The 16,206-nt window shown below is 46.2% G+C and carries 19 protein-coding genes; 15 read left to right on the forward strand and 4 right to left on the reverse strand.

Annotated features, from left to right (window positions below; genetic code table 11):
• The first annotated feature begins 85 nt into the window (after positions 1–85).
• From msrA to BLV22_RS12945, 3 genes are all read left to right on the forward strand, one after another.
• On the forward strand, positions 86–637 hold the full coding sequence (gene msrA, locus BLV22_RS15265) for a peptide-methionine (S)-S-oxide reductase MsrA (RefSeq protein ID WP_027847417.1): 552 nt from the start codon (positions 86–88) through the stop codon (positions 635–637).
• Positions 624–1,067 (forward strand): peptide-methionine (R)-S-oxide reductase MsrB, encoded by a 444-nt coding sequence (gene msrB, locus BLV22_RS15270; protein WP_027847418.1) that lies wholly within the window; start codon positions 624–626, stop codon positions 1,065–1,067. Before msrA ends, msrB begins: the two co-directional genes overlap by 14 nt.
• Before the next feature lie 104 nt (positions 1,068–1,171).
• A complete protein-coding gene (locus BLV22_RS12945; RefSeq protein WP_091616125.1) occupies positions 1,172–1,621 on the forward strand; it encodes a ferritin-like domain-containing protein in 450 nt (149 codons plus the stop codon).
• A gap of 154 nt (positions 1,622–1,775) precedes the next feature.
• Here BLV22_RS12945 and BLV22_RS14840 read toward each other — a convergent pair whose 3' ends face one another.
• Positions 1,776–1,937 carry an FbpB family small basic protein gene (locus tag BLV22_RS14840; protein ID WP_176967776.1) on the reverse strand — a complete coding sequence of 54 codons (162 nt, stop codon included), beginning with the start codon at positions 1,935–1,937 and terminating at the stop codon, positions 1,776–1,778.
• 216 nt (positions 1,938–2,153) lie between these two features.
• On the opposite strand from BLV22_RS14840, the gene BLV22_RS12950 reads away from it, so the two are divergent.
• The 6 genes from BLV22_RS12950 (at position 2,154) to BLV22_RS12975 (ending at position 6,308) form a co-directional block, all read left to right on the forward strand.
• Positions 2,154–2,582, forward strand: a complete 429-nt coding sequence (locus tag BLV22_RS12950; protein ID WP_091616127.1) for a hypothetical protein — start codon at positions 2,154–2,156, stop codon at positions 2,580–2,582.
• A 150-nt stretch (positions 2,583–2,732) separates the two neighbouring features.
• Positions 2,733–3,533, forward strand: coding sequence for a VLRF1 family aeRF1-type release factor (locus tag BLV22_RS12955; protein WP_091616130.1), 801 nt, complete (start codon positions 2,733–2,735; stop codon positions 3,531–3,533).
• 182 nt (positions 3,534–3,715) lie between these two features.
• Entirely contained in the window at positions 3,716–4,102 is a 387-nt protein-coding gene (locus BLV22_RS12960) for an OsmC family protein (protein WP_091616133.1), read from the forward strand.
• A 39-nt stretch (positions 4,103–4,141) separates the two neighbouring features.
• Complete coding sequence (locus BLV22_RS12965) at positions 4,142–5,515, forward strand: MATE family efflux transporter (protein WP_091616135.1); 1,374 nt, start codon at positions 4,142–4,144, stop codon at positions 5,513–5,515.
• Positions 5,512–5,703 (forward strand): SE1561 family protein, encoded by a 192-nt coding sequence (locus BLV22_RS12970; protein WP_091616137.1) that lies wholly within the window; start codon positions 5,512–5,514, stop codon positions 5,701–5,703. The genes BLV22_RS12965 and BLV22_RS12970 overlap by 4 nt, the downstream gene beginning before the upstream one ends.
• Positions 5,703–6,308, forward strand: coding sequence for a histidine phosphatase family protein (locus BLV22_RS12975; protein ID WP_176967777.1), 606 nt, complete (start codon positions 5,703–5,705; stop codon positions 6,306–6,308). The genes BLV22_RS12970 and BLV22_RS12975 overlap by 1 nt, the downstream gene beginning before the upstream one ends.
• Positions 6,309–6,350: 42 nt before the next feature.
• On the opposite strand, the gene BLV22_RS12980 is transcribed toward BLV22_RS12975, so the two are convergent.
• A complete protein-coding gene (locus BLV22_RS12980) occupies positions 6,351–7,883 on the reverse strand; it encodes an AbgT family transporter (protein ID WP_091616142.1) in 1,533 nt (510 codons plus the stop codon).
• Positions 7,884–8,147: 264 nt separating this feature from the next.
• Between BLV22_RS12980 and BLV22_RS12985 the strand changes: the two genes are divergently transcribed.
• The 6 genes from BLV22_RS12985 (at position 8,148) to BLV22_RS13010 (ending at position 14,352) form a co-directional block, all read left to right on the forward strand.
• A complete protein-coding gene (locus BLV22_RS12985; RefSeq protein WP_245724097.1) occupies positions 8,148–9,047 on the forward strand; it encodes a DNA-3-methyladenine glycosylase family protein in 900 nt (299 codons plus the stop codon).
• Entirely contained in the window at positions 9,034–10,443 is a 1,410-nt protein-coding gene (gene rlmD, locus BLV22_RS12990) for a 23S rRNA (uracil(1939)-C(5))-methyltransferase RlmD (RefSeq protein WP_245724098.1), read from the forward strand. Before BLV22_RS12985 ends, rlmD begins: the two co-directional genes overlap by 14 nt.
• 130 nt (positions 10,444–10,573) lie before the next feature.
• The gene (locus BLV22_RS12995) at positions 10,574–11,815 is read left to right on the forward strand and encodes a PucR family transcriptional regulator (RefSeq protein WP_091616145.1); all 1,242 of its coding nucleotides are present in this window, start codon (positions 10,574–10,576) and stop codon (positions 11,813–11,815) included.
• A 103-nt stretch (positions 11,816–11,918) separates the two neighbouring features.
• On the forward strand, positions 11,919–13,040 hold the full coding sequence (gene ald, locus BLV22_RS13000; RefSeq protein WP_091616147.1) for an alanine dehydrogenase: 1,122 nt from the start codon (positions 11,919–11,921) through the stop codon (positions 13,038–13,040).
• 94 nt (positions 13,041–13,134) lie between these two features.
• Entirely contained in the window at positions 13,135–14,088 is a 954-nt protein-coding gene (gene corA, locus BLV22_RS13005) for a magnesium/cobalt transporter CorA (RefSeq protein ID WP_091616150.1), read from the forward strand.
• 24 nt (positions 14,089–14,112) lie between these two features.
• Positions 14,113–14,352, forward strand: coding sequence for a hypothetical protein (locus BLV22_RS13010; RefSeq protein WP_022795051.1), 240 nt, complete (start codon positions 14,113–14,115; stop codon positions 14,350–14,352).
• A 45-nt stretch (positions 14,353–14,397) separates the two neighbouring features.
• On the opposite strand, the gene BLV22_RS13015 is transcribed toward BLV22_RS13010, so the two are convergent.
• Positions 14,398–14,787 carry an ectoine synthase gene (locus BLV22_RS13015; protein WP_091616152.1) on the reverse strand — a complete coding sequence of 130 codons (390 nt, stop codon included), beginning with the start codon at positions 14,785–14,787 and terminating at the stop codon, positions 14,398–14,400.
• Between the two features lie 106 nt (positions 14,788–14,893).
• Complete coding sequence (gene ectB, locus BLV22_RS13020; protein WP_176967778.1) at positions 14,894–16,177, reverse strand: diaminobutyrate--2-oxoglutarate transaminase; 1,284 nt, start codon at positions 16,175–16,177, stop codon at positions 14,894–14,896.
• Positions 16,178–16,206 lie beyond the last annotated feature (29 nt).

The raw sequence follows: 16,206 nt of genomic DNA on the forward strand, positions 1-16,206 counted from the left end.
AGAAGATTCAGGGTGAGCACATAAACAGGAAATCACATGAAGAAATGTTATAATTAACAGTACATGAGAGATTGGGGTGAATAACATGGCAGAAGAACAAAACACGAAGCTTGCCACCTTTGCCGGCGGATGTTTCTGGTGTATGGTGGGCCCTTTTGAACAGGAAGAAGGTGTCTACGACATTATGTCGGGATATACCGGCGGGCATACAGAAAACCCGACATACCGGGAAGTGTGTTCAGAAACTACCGGTCACGTAGAAGCTATTCAAATGAAATATGACCCATCGGTGGTATCTTATGAACGGCTGCTTGAAATATTTTGGCGCCAGATTGACCCTACAGATCCGGGCGGTCAGTTTAATGACCGCGGGGAATCCTACACGACGAATATTTTCTACCACGATGAAGAACAGCACCGGCTTGCAGAAGCCTCCAAACAGGAGCTTGATGAGAATGGTCCTTTTGAAAAGCCTGTGGTAACTAGAATTAGGGAAGCCGGAGTGTTTTATCCGGCCGAGGAATATCATCAGGATTATCATCACAAAAATCGTTTTCACTATATGATGTACCGGAAGGGCTCCGGCCGTGAAGGATTTATAAACAATTACTGGAGTGAGCAGAATGAGCACCAATAAAAAATACAGTACAGAAGAACTGAAACAGCGTTTAACCCCGATGCAGTATGAAGTAACTCAAAATGATGCCACGGAGCGTCCATTTGAAAATGAATACTGGAACCATAAAGAGGAAGGTCTGTATGTAGACGTGGTCTCCGGAGAGCCATTGTTCAGTTCAAAGGATAAATTTGATTCAAACTGTGGGTGGCCAAGCTTTACCATGCCTTTAAAGGAAAGCGAAGTTAAAGAAAACTTTGATGATTCTTTAGGGATGAGAAGAACAGAAGTCCGAAGCGACGAAGCAGATTCCCACTTGGGACACGTATTTCCGGATGGTCCTGAACCGACAGGTTTACGGTACTGTATCAATTCGGCCGCTCTTAAATTTATCCCGGTCAATGAGCTTGAAGAGCAGGGTTACAGCGAATATCTGTACCTTTTCAAATAAAAAAGAGGTTTTTTCAGCCTGAAAAAGGGTAAAATATACCTTGGAAGGTTGCAACTATGAGAAAACATCAATTGCACTAAACAGACGACAGGAGGAATTTATTCATGGAACGCGTAAGAGAAAACGATCCTAAAGTACAGGAATTAATCGATGGACTTAATGTCGACTTAGCACACGAATATGCAGCAGCTATCATGTATACAAACTATGCAGCTGTGGTTTCCGGCATTCACACACCAATGCTCAAACCATTGTTTGAAGATGAAATTGGTGACGAGCAGGGCCACGCTCAATACCTGGCTTCTAAAATCCGTACGCTCGGCGGCACACCAACTACAAAACCTGCTGATGTGAAGCAGACGTTCCAAGTACGTGAAATGCTTGAAGCCGCCCGTGACGCTGAAGCGGACACAATTGACCGCTACACTAAACGTGCCCAGCAGGCAGAAGAGCTTAACATGATCGAGCTTCAAAACAAACTTGAAGACCTTATTTCTGATGAGACCGGTCATAAAGAAGAAATTGAGCGCATTCTCGAAGATTCCGATCTGTAAAATAGAGAGAAAAAAAGCCGCCGAAAGGCGGTTTTTTTTTATTATCTAGAGATATACTTGCGCGTTTATTTAACGAAAAATTCAAAAAATTTAAAGGGAGATTATATAAGGATGGCATGGAAATCTCCGGATGGCTGCCATCCTTGCAGCGCTATTAGTTGGCTCGTTTTTTAGTGCCCGGGCGGACATATACTTCTTTGGATTTTTTTTCATCAAGTCTGCGGTCTATTGAATCAAGTGCCTGCTTGTTGCCTTTGAGTTCATTTTTATTTGCTTCCATTAAGTCTTCAAACGAAAGTCTCTGTGGTCTTCTCATGCGGACATCTTCCTTTCTTTCTATTATACTCCTGCTGACCATTAGTTTACCCTATATTACTCGTTTGACAAACCATAAAATTATGAAAATGTGATCGAAAGCACAATAGCTTTACGATAGGTAGATTTTTTTTGATAAGATAAAGTAAAAAAGAATAAATTCATGTAAAATGTGGTATAGGTAATAATATATGCAAAGTCGAAAGGATGGATAGTGATGGCAGAGGAGAATGGAAACACAGCACTCAAAATTGGTTTAATTCTTGGAGGCGTCGTCTCCGTTATTGTTTTGCTCAGTACACGTAAAACCCGTACTCCTATTGTAGAGGGGACGAAACAAACAGCTTCTACACTGAACAATACGTCGCAGTTTCTTTCAGAGAACAGGGAATCAGTTATTTCTACACTACGGGAAACATCAAATTATTATTCTGAGCTGCTCCAGTCGGCAAGCACAGATATCCAGGAAATCGTGAACCGGGTGAACAGCCTGAAAGAAACGCTGATGAAAGCAAAAACGACGACGCTTGAAACTACCGGCGAATTAAAAGAATTAAAAGAAGAAAGCACGGCTATTGAAAGCAGTTCTTCAAACAGCGGCTCAGGCCAGCTGCAGAGTGCTGAAAATACTCAATCCTCTTCATAAAAAAAGGCAGGTTCTTTCATTTGAACCTGCTTTTTTTATTGGTTTGAAAATATTATTGCATTTGACGTTTACCGTTCCTTTTCGAAGGAAATACACTTTGTAGAATGGTAATTGAATAGTTAACACAGTCATGGAAAGGGGCAACAGACAATGGGAATTACGAACAATTTGAAACAGCTGAAAAATAAAGAGGATGAATATGGTTTTGTATCCTTTTATTTGAACACAGATATTGGTGAAGGCGGACAGCCTAGTGAAGAATGGAAGATTAAATACAAAAAGGCTGTCAACGGCTTAAAGCAGTACGCAGATAAAAGTGAAACGAAAGATGAAAAAAACGCGATCAAAAAAATTACCGATGATATTGAAAAATACATTGAAGATCACCGCGATGAATTGCAGAAAAGTATTATCATTTTTGCTTCCGGTGACGGATCCACCTGGGAATCGGACATCTTCCAGGTGCCGGTGGAGACAGAAGTAATGTGGGAGCCGACACCACAGACCGGGCAGCTCGAAAAACTGGAAAAAACATTCCCGCCTACAGCAATTCTTCTTACGAACAAGCAGGACGTTTACCTGATCGATACCTCGATGGGGAAAATCCGCGAAGAGATGCAGTTCCACTGGGATGTAGACAGTGAAGACTGGCAGGAGTACAAAGGCACGGCATCGGCTGACCGTACGGCTGCAGGGTCCACCCAGGTGGACAAAGTCCAAAAGCGCTTTGAAGAAAACCGCCATCGCTGGTACAAGAGCCTGGCGCCTGTCATCAACAAACAGATGAAAAACCGCGGCCTGGATACGGCATATATTATCGGCGATAAAGAATATGCCAAGGATCTCGAAGATAATATGGGTGAAAGAGTAAAAGAAGTCATTAATAAAAACTTGATCTCTACACCAACACATGAAATCTTAAACGAAATCTACCCTGAAAACGTACGCTAAACAGTACGACTGCAGCAGCTGCTATCATAATAGCAGCTGCTTTTTTCATGAATAAAACAGCTTCGGGCTTTTAGGTATCTGCACAACATCCCTCAGTTTTTGATATAATACCTTTTGTTTGGAGATAGGCTTATATTTAGATAAGATACAACACGAAGGATACTATGGAAGAGGTGAATAGGATGAAGTTTTCGATGACTGACGGAGGATTTCAAACAAAAACAGACTACGGAGAGCTGTCTGTGTCCGGGGAGGAGGATTACGGCTTCCGCCCTTTTCAACTGATGACTTCTTCGATTGCTGTTTGCAGCGGAGGAGTGCTGCGGAAAATAATGAATAAAAGGCACCAGACAGTGCATGATATTCAAATAGAAGCAGAGGTGGAACGGGATGACAAGCAGGCAAATAAAATAACTGCTGTTCATCTGCACTTTATCGTAAAAGCAGAAAACGTAACAGAAGCCCAGATGCAAAAAAACATGGAGTGGACGAAGAAAAACTGTTCGATGGTCCAGTCAGTAAAAGACAGCATTGCGGTTACAGAAACATTCGAACTTCTTTCCGACTAACAGTGCAAGAGGCCTTGGAACAGAATTGGAGAGAAAAGTATGGCAAATGCCGGACGTAACCAGCTAGACTTCACGGAAGGCAGTATCATGAAGAAAATGGTGATATTCGCCTTTCCGATTTTTATTGGAAACCTGCTTCAAAGCTCCTATCAAATTGTGGACAGCCTATGGGTCGGTAATTTAATCGGCGCGAGCGCCCTGGGTGCGGTTTCTCTGGCTGCTACGATTTTATTTTCTGTGCTGTCTTTTATTATAGGAATCAACAGCGCGACATTAACGGTGCTCTCCCAGAGGGTAGGGGCGGATGATGACGAGGGCCTGAAGCGTTCTCTGAACGCCTTTGTGTCCGTATTAGGAACGCTTGCCATTATTCTCGGAACGATAGGTTTTTTTGCAGCGCCAACCGTTTTAACGTGGATGGGGACGCCGCAGGACATCCTGGAAAGTGCAGTCATATACTTACGCATTAACTTTATTGGTATTGTCTTTTTATTTGGCTATAATTTTATAGGTACTGTTCTGCGTGCTGTCGGCGACAGTAAAACTCCGCTTCGCTTTATAATGATGGCCGTCGGACTGAATATTTTTCTGGATCCGCTCTTTATTTCAGGCTTTGGTATGGGTATCCAGGGAGCGGCTATAGCGACGGTCATCTCCCAGGGGAGCGCGTTTGTGTTCGGGGTCGTATATATGATTGTTGTGAAGGGGCTTCCGTTTGCGGTACCAAGCATCCCCGAAAAAGCAGAATTTCAGCGCATTATGAAGCTCGGCCTGCCAGCCGGGTTGTCGATGATGGCTATTTCCGGCGGACAGCTGGCGATTATGACGGTGGTGACGTCGTTTGGCTCTGTGGTTCTATCCGGGTACGGGGCGGCCCAGCGGCTGGACAGCCTGATTATGCTTCCAGCAACAACGCTCGGCTCTGCCATTACAAGTATGGCCGGACAGAATATTGGAGCGAACCGCTGGGATCGTATCAGCTCAATTGCGAAAAATGCGCTAATTTTGATTTTAATCGTATCGATCACGATGAGTACCGCTGTCTTTTTACTGGCTGAATTTTTGATGGGACTGTTTGTAAATGACGAAGCCACCATTCAATACGGTAAAACGTATCTGCAGATTGTTGCTTTCTTTTATCCGTTTTTAGGGATAAATTTCGTGCTGAATGGTATCGTACGCAGTTCCGGAGCGATGATCCAGGTGCTTGCCCTGAATATTATTTCTTTCTGGGTGCTTCGTTTTCCGCTTGCCTGGTTCTTTTCCGAAAGAATTGGGGAAAACGGAATTGCGCTTGGCATAGGGGCGAGTTTTGTGATCAGCGCTGCAATTGCGGTCAGCTATTATGTGTTCGGCGGCTGGAACCGTATTGATATATTTAAAGAAGAAAAGAAAAAAGGAGGAGCGTCATGAGCACGCCAGTACACGACAAAAACCAACAGCTTCAGTATATAAAACAGCGTCTGCACCTGCTTTCGACAATGGTGGATAATATTGATCCTGAAGAAGGCTCCGAATCGGAAATGAAGAGACTCGAAGAAATGTTGGAGCAGCTGCGGATTAAATGCCGCCAGTTTCAGCCGGATTGGAAGGATTACTAATGCCTGATGTTTATTTTATCCGGCACGGGGAATCGGCAGGAAACTATGCCCAGGTCCTTCAGGGCTCGATGGATTATCCATTAACTGCGCATGGACAGACACAGGCAGAAGCGCTTGGCAGTTACTTTCGCGGGATTCAGTTTGATACCGTCATTGCAAGTGATCTACTGAGGGCTTCTGCCACCGCAGAGGCACTGGCAGGCTTTCAGCAGGTGGGCATATCCACCGACGAGAGGCTTCGTGAAGTACATTTAGGCGTGCTTGAAGGGAAAGCGAGAGAGGTTATTCAAAATGAATTCCCGGATCTTATTGGCCGGGATCTTTTAACCGCTGAAGTGGAAGGGGCAGAAACAAAAAACGATCTGACAGAGCGGTGCGCCTGGCTGTACTATAAGCTGACCGAGGAATGGAAAGATAAAGATCAGATTGCTGTCGTTTCGCACGGAGGTTTTATTACAATCTTCTTTATGTATTTACTGGCTAAAGACAACTGGGTATCGCTCCAGCGTTCCATGCGTATCGACAACACAGGAGTATCCCGGATTCACTTTCGAAAAGACCGTGCTTCTATTCAATACATCAACCGAATTACACATTTGGAATAATATGAAAAAGCAGGAGCCAAAGCTCCTGCTTTTAAACGTTTTTTAGCCATTGTATTCAATCGGGCCGTTTGGACCGAGCGGAATGCCGGTGAGCATCCATACGACAAGCAGCAGGGACCAGAACAGGAGAAATGCGACAGAATACGGAAGCATAACTGCTATCAGGGACCCGATGCGCATGTTTTTGTCATACTGTTGGGCAAATGCGATAATAATTGCAAAATAAGTCATCAGCGGCGTAATAATATTGGTGGATGAATCTGCCACGCGGTACGCCATCTGAGTCAGTTCCGGTGAATAGCCAAGCTGCATCATAATCGGAACGAATACAGGCGCGAGTATGGCCCATTTGGCAGAGGCGCTTCCGATAAACAGGTTGATAAACCCGACAATTAGTACGAATACCAAAATTAAAGGAATGCCGGTAAGATTAATAGACTGTAAAAAGTCCGCGCCGTACACAGCCATAAATGTGCCCAGATTGGTTTCTTCAAAATAGGCCACAAACTGTCCGGCTGTGAAAGCGAGCAGAATGAACATGCCCATGCTTGCCATCGTATCAGAAAGCTGATTAGCGACGTCCGTATCGTTTCTAATGTTTTTTGTCACAATACCGTATACAAGCCCGGGAATGAAGAAGGCTATAATAATTACGACAACGAGGGAGTCCATAAACGGCGACTGAACGACGGCCCCTCCTTCACCGCGGAGCGGAGCGTTAGACGGAACGATGAGCAGTGCAAGCAGAATGGTGGTCAGAAGCGCTGAACCCATCGACCAGAAGATACCTTTCTTTTCCGTGCCCGTTAATGAAGTAAGGGTCTCCCGGTAGTCGCCCTTGTATTCTCCCAGCCGCGGTTCGACGACGAACTGACTCACAAGTGTGCCGATCACAGCTAAGAAAAATGTGGACACAAAAATGAAGTAGTAATTCATCGCCAGGTTCATCTGTTCGGCGTAGGCCGGATCGATGGTGGAAGCCGCCTGGATCGTCAACTCACCGAGGAGGACATCGGTACCGGAAAGCAGAAGGTTGGCGCTGAAGCCCGCCGAAACCCCGGCGAAGGCAGCAGCAAGTCCTGCTAGCGGGTGCCTGCCGAGTGCAGCAAACAGGATAGCGCCAAGCGGCGGGAGGACCACGTAACCGGCGTCTGAGGCGACACTCGACATAATGCCGGCAAAAACAAGACCGAACGTGATTAAAGCCTTCGGAATAGACAGTATAAAACCGCGAAGCAGCACGCTGATCAGTCCGGTGCGCTCCGCAATGCCGATACCGATCATGGTAGCAAGTACGACCCCGAGCGGGGCAAAGTTAATAAAATTGTCCACCATACTGGTGAATATGTATTCAATTCCACTCGCTGAAAGCAGATTGGTTACCTGAACCGTTTCTCCTTCTTCTCCTGGAGATTCCACCTGCAGGCCGGCGGCCGAAAAGACGGCAGATAACACCAGTACAAGCGCAGCAAGAATGGCGAACAGAGTAACCGGATGGGGAAGCTTATTCCCAACTCGTTCAATCCAGTTCAGTGCCCGCTGCAGCATGGTCGGTTTTTGTGCAGAAGAGCTCATAATTTACCTCCTAATTAGTTTAAAAATGACAAAAGTATCATAGGCATACAAAGAATATTGTAATGAATGAAAACAAAGGAAGAAAGCCATTTCATCGAGAATAGGAAAATAGAAAGCAAAAAACAATTAACAGTTTATTGAAAATTAATGCTTTTATCCTAAAAAAGAAAATATTGAAGAGTTCTGATTACATCGAGGAGCAGGTCGCGTGAACAGGGGTAAACGTGATAAAATAACAAAGCTTCATGAAAGGACGTAATTACTGTGCAGCAGATAACAAAGCAGATCCCGTCCGTATATGATGTTCAGCTGATGCTGAAACGGATGGCACTCGATCCGCTGTATAATGTAGATATCGATAAAAGACAGGTGAAGCTGCCTCTCCCGGGTGAGAAGCAGCTTGATACAGTAACCCTTGTGTTTGTTGAACATCAGCCGGAGGCTTATGTATATATAGACGCCCCGGAGAACAGAGAACCGGAAGCTCTGGACAAAATAGAACGTGTTTTTCGTTTTCATCAGCCGCTCGAGCAGGGAGCCGGGCATTTTCAGGAAACAGAATTAGAGCCGCTGTTTCAACGGTTTCACGGTGCGCCGCTCACCTGTGACTTTGACTTGTACGGCTGTCTTATAAAAACAATTATTCATCAGCAGTTGAATATGGCCTTTGCCTATACCCTTTCAACAAGGTTTGTTCAGACGTACGGCACGTATAAAGACGGTGTATGGTTTTACCCTGGTCCCGCAACTGTGGCAGCCATTCATCCCGACGAGCTTCGGAGCCTGCAGTTCAGCCGGCGGAAAGCGGAATACGTAGTAGATATTTCAACAAGCATTGCTCAGGGCACGCTTGATATTGATGCTCTTCAGAAAAAAACTGATGAGGAGGTCATACGGGAACTTACGCAGCACCGGGGAATAGGCCCCTGGACAGCAGAATGCTTTTTATTGTTTGGACTCGGAAGAGAAAACCTGATGCCGGCTGCTGATATCGGCGTTCAAAATGGATTAAAGAAGCTGCTGGGGCTTGAAGCGAAACCATCTAAAGCGGACATAACAGAATGGTGCGGCCGGTGGAGTCCCTACAACAGCTATGCAAGTATTTATTTATGGCTTCATGTGGAAATACCAGATAAAGGAGAAGATACACGTGCCGAAAAATGAAAAGTTTGAACAGCGTCAGCCGCTGCAGGAGGGTCAGGAATTTCCGCTGACTATTAAACGAATAGGTATTAACGGTGAAGGAATTGGATATTTTAAACGCCAGGCTGTATTCGTAGAGGGGGCGCTCCCAGGGGAAGTGATTGTCGGTCAGGTCGAGGAAGTAAAACGAAACCGTGCGATCGCAAGCATTAAGTATATCCGCGAAGCTTCGCCGAGCCGGCAGAAAGCTCCCTGTCCGGTGTATAAAATCTGTGGCGGGTGCCAGCTGCAGCATGCCGAATACGACGAACAGCTGTGGATGAAGCAGGACCTGGTGCTGCAGTCATTTGAACGCTACGCTCCCGTCGTGCCGGAAATTCGTGAAACGATTGGCATGGAAAATCCCTGGCGGTATAGAAACAAAAGCCAGTGGCAGACGGGAGAAGGAAAGAAAGGACGAGTGGAAGCGGGACTGTATTCGAGTGATTCAAATCAGCTGGTGGATCTCACCAATGTCGGCTGCATGGTGGAAAAGTCGATTCTAAATAAGATTACAAAAGCAATTACTTTATTTATGAAGGATGAAGAGGTACCTGTACACACGAGCAAACAAAAAGGGGTTAAAACCATCGTGGTACGGGCAAATGAACAAAAAAGCGAGGTTCAGGTAACGCTTGTAACGTCTTCGGTGGATCTGCCGGAGCAGGAAGAGCTGGTGGATTTCCTCCGTTCTTCGTTCGCCGAAATAAAATCAATCCATCATCATGTGCAGAATGAAAGCAGCCCAACGGTTTTTGGCGGAACAACCAAGCGGCTGTGGGGTAAAGATACAATCAAGTACAACATGCAGGACTTTTCATTTCATTTATCCCCGGAAGCATTTTTCCAGCTGAACTCGGAGCAGGCCTCCACGCTTTATGATGAAGCGAAAAAAGCGGCAAAGCTTACAGGTCGTGAAAAAGTGGTTGATGCCTACTGTGGCAGCGGGACAATTGGTCTTTGGATGTCCTCGGACGCTAAGGAAGTACGCGGCATGGATATGATTAAAGCAAGCATTCAGGATGCCAACAAAAATGCCAAGCAGGCTGGAGCTTCCCACGCCAGGTTTTACCATGGAAAAGCCGAAGAAATGATGCTGCAGTGGCAGCGGGAAAACTGGAGCCCTGATGTAGTAGTGGCGGATCCGCCGCGCACAGGCTGTGGGGAGGCGCTGCTGAACACGATTGGAAAGGTGAAGCCTAAACGGTTCGTGTACGTATCCTGTAATCCGTCCACCCTGGCGAAGGATGCCGCTTATCTGAAAAAAGCAGGCTACCATCCAGAATACGCCCAGCCGGTGGATATGTTCCCGCAGACGTCTCAGGTAGAAGCTGTAGTTCCATTTGTATATAAACCGGAGAAAAAAGGAAAAAAATAAATATGCGTGGTGAACAGCAATGTGTTTGTACTGGCTCGGTATCAGCCTGATTGTCTCCATCATTCTTACCATTCTGGCCAATCTGCTGCTCTACCTTTTTTTATAAACCAGGAAAGGAGAGCACACACCTATGTTTGAAAAGCAGCTTTGGCAGCATACTGCCGATTCATTAAACGAATTTGCCGATTTTATCAGTGAAGCACTCGGAGGGCCTGTGACCATTGAGGATTCGACGCACCGTTTGCTCGCATACAGCGGACATCCCCAGGTTACTGACGGAGCACGTACAGCGACTATTATGGGGAGGAGGGTCCCGGAAGAGGTGATTCACCGTTTATGGAATGAAGGAGTGATCCCAAGCCTTCATCAGCAGAACGAGCCCGTCTCCATTTCCGCTATTGATGAAATAGGACTCGGAACCAGAATGGCCGTGGCCGTCAAGGAACAGCAGACGGTAATAGGCTACATCTGGGTGGTGGAGGGAGAAACACCTCTTTCAGAAGAGGCAAAGCAGGATCTTCACTCGGCAGCCATTGTGTGTGGTGAGCGTTTCCGGCGGCAGTTTCATCCAAGAAATCCGGTACAACAGGACCATCAGGAATATTTTTGGCGTCTGTTAACCGGGGACGAGACGGATGAACAGGCAGTAGAGCGCCAGATGCTTCGTTTTTTTCCGGGACGGCCGCAGCAGTATTCCGTTGTAATCATGGAGTTTTCGGAACAGCTTGAACACAATACCTGGGAACGGCTCACTTATCTGCTGACGATTTCGCAGCGGGTGAAGGTGATGCTCAAAACATATGATCAGCACCGGGCTATTCTCATGCTGTATGGGCTTGAAAGCAGAAATATAGAAGCAACAATCTCAGCATTTTTACGCCAGATGCATGAGCTATGGCACGAACGGTACGATGACACGCTAACGGCTATTGCTGCGTCTGAAATCTGTCATCAGTATATGGAAGTGGCGGGCGGATACAGGCAGGCATTGACCATGCTTGATTTAAAAAAACAGGTCCGCCAGCTCCCCTCCCATTACTACTTTCTGCATGAAGCAGGCTATTACCGCTTTTTTCCTGTGCTCATACAGAGGTGGGAGGAAGAAACATTCATACACCCGTCCCTAAAAAGCTTATCCGATTACGATGCAGAAAATGAGACGGAGCTTTTGAGCACGCTTTACATCTATCTCAGCGAAGACTGCAACGTCAATGCGTCCGCTAAGCTACTTCATGTGCATCCGAATACGCTGACCTACCGTTTAAAAAGGATGCAGGCAATTGCAGGTATAAGTCTTTCCAGTGCCCATGAAAAATGGACGCTCCTGCTGGAATTGGAATTGTTGAAAGAAAAACACACAAACCTATTGTGAAAAATCACAAATGGATAACGGAAATATTATTTTAATCCGCCAATGCTTATAACCCGGAAACACGCTATACTAATAGAAAAGGTATTAGAGGAGGCGATGTATCGTGATTATAGGGATTCCCAAAGAGATTAAAAACAATGAAAATCGAGTAGCGATTACGCCGGCCGGGGTTGTGCATTTAACACAAGCGGGCCATCAAATACATGTTGAAAACCATGCCGGGGAAGGCAGCGGTTTTTCGAATGAAGAATATGAATCAGCCGGGGCAAAAATTATTCCAGAGGCTGCAGACGTATGGAAGCAGGCAGAGATGATACTGAAAGTCAAAGAACCGCTGGCTTCGGAATATCAGTTTTTCCGGGAAAACTTGATTTTGTTTACCTATCTGCATCTTGCTGCTGAACCTGAACTGGTGAAAGCATTGACCGAAAGCGGAGTCACTGCAGTAGCTTATGAGACAGTCGAGGAAAACCATACGCTGCCTCTTTTAACACCGATGAGTGAAGTAGCAGGAAGGATGGCAGCCCAGGTCGGGGCGCAGTTTCTGGAAAGCGTGCACGGGGGCAAAGGCGTCCTGCTTTCGGGAGTGCCCGGAGTGAAAAAGGCCAACGTGACGGTGATCGGCGGAGGGGTTGTCGGCACGAACGCTGCACGGATAGCCCACGGTCTCGGGGCCAACGTAACAATTATCGATTTGAACCCGGCGAGACTCCGCCAGATTGATGAAGACTTTGGCGGCCAGATTCAGACGCTGAGCAGCAACCCCCTGAATCTGGCGGAAGAAGTGAAGCGGTCGGATCTGGTGATCGGAGCTGTCCTGATTCCCGGGGCCAAAGCGCCGAAGCTCGTAACAGAAGAAATGGTGAAAAGTATGGACCGGGGCTCTGTCCTGATCGATGTAGCGATTGACCAGGGGGGCATTATTGAGACAGCCGACCAGGTAACGACGCACGACCAGCCGACGTATGAAAAACACGGCGTTGTGCACTACGCTGTGGCAAATATGCCGGGAGCGGTTCCAAGAACGTCTACAATTGCTTTAACAAACGTAACCATTCCTTATGCGCTTCAGATTGCAAATCAGGGCGTGGCAAAAGCTCTGACCAATAACGAGGCGCTTGGCAAAGGATTGAATACAGCGCAGGGGAAAGTAACCTATCAGGCAGTGGCAGAGGATTTAGATTATGCTTACGCATCATTAGACGAAATACTTCCGATGTTGTAGAATGTGGAACGGGGCGCCGGCGCGGGTGCCCCGTTTTCTTGTGGGAAAATAGCTACAGCGGAGAACTGCTGTTCAGAGGAAGGGAGGGGCTGTGATGATTTCCTGTGCCGGTATTGATGCAGAAGGAAACACAATAAGCAATATTACATTGAATGAATTTAAAAAATACGAATGGAAATGGTACTGGATTGATTATTCCTCTCCCACTGTGGAGGAAACAAACACGCTGGATTCGGTGTTTCACTTTCATCCACTGGCCATTGAGGACTGCTACACGGAGCGTCAGCGCCCGAAGCATGATTCCTATGACGGCTACAGCTTTTTCGTCCTCCATGCCCTTGATAAGGAAACGCTTGGAGCTGAAGAGATCTGCATGTTTCTTGGTCCCAATTTTGTCGTTACATATCATGAAGCGCTGTCTTCGGCGGTTAATCATTCCTGGAAAAGGCTGCGGGCCGAAGGATCCGGGCTTAATCCGGATGATATCAGCTATCACATTATTGATAAAATGACGGATGAATATTTTCCGGTGCTGAATCAAATCGAAGACCGGCTGAATGAGATCGAGGAAAGCAATGCGGAGCTGACCTATGGTAAGCTGATAGAAGAAGTATTTGATTTACGGTCTGATCTGCTGAGGCTCCGCCGAACTATCGTTCCTATGAGAGACCTGGTGTACAGAGTGTTGTTTGTGGAACGTCTGCACCTGATTACCCAGCAGCGGGAATATTACCGGGATATTTATGATCATCTGCTAAAGGTTACAGAAATGATCGAATCCAACCGGGCGATGACCTCAGACATGAGAGACAACTTTCAGACGATGGCATCAAACAGAATGAATGCGATTATGATGACGCTCACGATTGTATCAACAATCTTTATTCCGCTGACATTTATTGCAGGGCTTTATGGCATGAACTTCGTGTATATGCCGGAGCTTGAATACAGATACGGATATTTCATAGCGCTTGGAGTTATGTTCTTAATGGCGGTAGTGCTGCTGGGCTTGTTTAAACGAAATGGATGGTTTAAGATTTTTAGATAGAAGAGTAGAAAGGGGGCGTTCGGATTGTCCTACCGATTATATAAAGCACATTTTAAGCATCCAATGCACGAAGAAGATTTGATCGTTTACTATGATAAGGATCAATCAACCTTTTGTTTTGCGACAAAAGATATTGAAGAACAATCCCCGGAGATATGTAAGTTCCAATATCCTGCAGATTCTCTGCACGATGTGAAGCTTTTCATTGAAAAACTGGGTGTTGACGCCCAGACGCTGACGTTTCGTCATTATCTTCTGCATTAATAAGCAAATCCCCTGATGTTTTTGGCATCAGGGGATTTTTTGATATTAATCAAGATCTGCCGGATATACGCCGTTTTCGTCGTGAACCTCACGGCCGCTCAGCGGTGGGTTGAATACACAGACCATGCGCATGTCTTTGCTGCCTCCGCGAAGCAAGTGCTCGTCGTTTTGATCGAGCGCGTACAATACGCCTGGCTCGAGCTGATATACTTTATTATCGCTTAATGTTTCAATTTCTCCATCTCCTTCAATGCAGTAGACGGTTTCGAGATGGTTTTGGTACCAGATGTGAGTTTCAGTGCCGGCACGGATAATTGTATCATTCACCGAGTAGCCCATATTATCGTCCTTCATAATGAAACGGCGGCTGACCCAGTTGCCGTCATCCACTTCACGTTCAGTACCAAGCAAATCTTCGAGCTTAATTACTTTCATTTTCTATTCCTCCATCTTGTCAGTTAAGGGTTTATATCATAAAAAGGCCGACCGTCGGGGTGCCGATCGATCGGCTTCTTTTTATCCAAATAGTCAATTGGCTAAATTAGTTGGCAACGAGGTTGCTTTCAGCGATAACTTCTTCAATTGCCTGCTGAAGAATCGACAGCCCGCGTTCTAGACCTTCATCGTCAATAGTAATTGGCGGGAACAATTTAAATACTTCATCATCCGCGCCGGCTGTTTCCATAATCAGACCGTGTTCAAAGCATCTGCCGGCGATGTTATCACACAAATCTTCGATAGGGCTCATAATTCCCTGCATAAAGCCGCGTCCTTTACGGACACCTTTCATTTCAGGGTGCTTTTTAATCATATCATCCAGAAACGAAGCAATACGCTCTGACTTTTGCTGGACGTTCTTTTCCAAACGGTCGTCTTTCCAGTAATTCAACGCTTCAGTACCTGTTACAAAAGCAAAGTTATTTCCGCGGAAGGTGCCGTTATGCTCACCGGGAGCAAATTTGTCATACTCCGGTGCCACTAAAGTGATGGCAAGCGGTGAGCCGTTGCCGCCAATGGACTTGGAGAGGCATATAAAGTCAGGTTTAATACCGGCTGGTTCAAAGCTGAAGAAAGTACCGGTACGGCCGACGCCTGCCTGGACATCGTCAAGAATAAGCTTGATGTCGCGCTCCCGGCAGATTTTTTCAATCGAACGAAGCCATTCACTGCTTGCGGCGTTTAAGCCGCCTTCACCCTGAACTGTCTCTACGATGAACGCTGCCGGCTTATCAAGTCCGCTGCCTCCGTTATCAAGGAAGTTCTCGATATATTCAACGGAATTATCGCTTTCTTTTAGGAATTTATCATACGGCAGGACAGAGGTGTTGGATAAAGGCATGCCGGCTCCGTTTCGTTTAAATTTGTTGCCTGTAACGCTCAAAGCACCAATGGTCATGCCGTGGAATCCGTTAGTGAAGCTGACTACATTTGTGCGTCCAGTTACTTTACGGGCGAGCTTCAGGGCGCTTTCCACACTGTTCGCACCAGTCGGCCCGGGGAACATGATTTTATAATCCATGTCGCGCGGCTTCAGAATAATATTTTGGAAAGCATCGATAAATTCGCCTTTTGCTTTAGTTGCCATATCAAGAGAGTGGGTAACTCCGTCTTCCTGAATGTAGGCGAGCAGTTTTTCTTTCATGTTGTCATCGTTGTGTCCATAGTTCAGTGCTCCTGCGCCGGAAAAGAAGTCGACGTATTCTTTTCCATCCAAATCCCAGAGCTTGTACCCTTTTGCCTGGTGAAACACAGTAGGAAATCCTCTGACATAACTGCGTACTTCTGATTCGTATTCGTTAAAAACGCTAAGGTCATTTTTCATCATAAAAGTAAGTATCCTCCTTGGGGACGTTA

This window comes from Marinococcus luteus (assembly GCF_900106595.1).
Lineage (GTDB): Bacteria > Bacillota > Bacilli > Bacillales > Marinococcaceae > Marinococcus > Marinococcus luteus.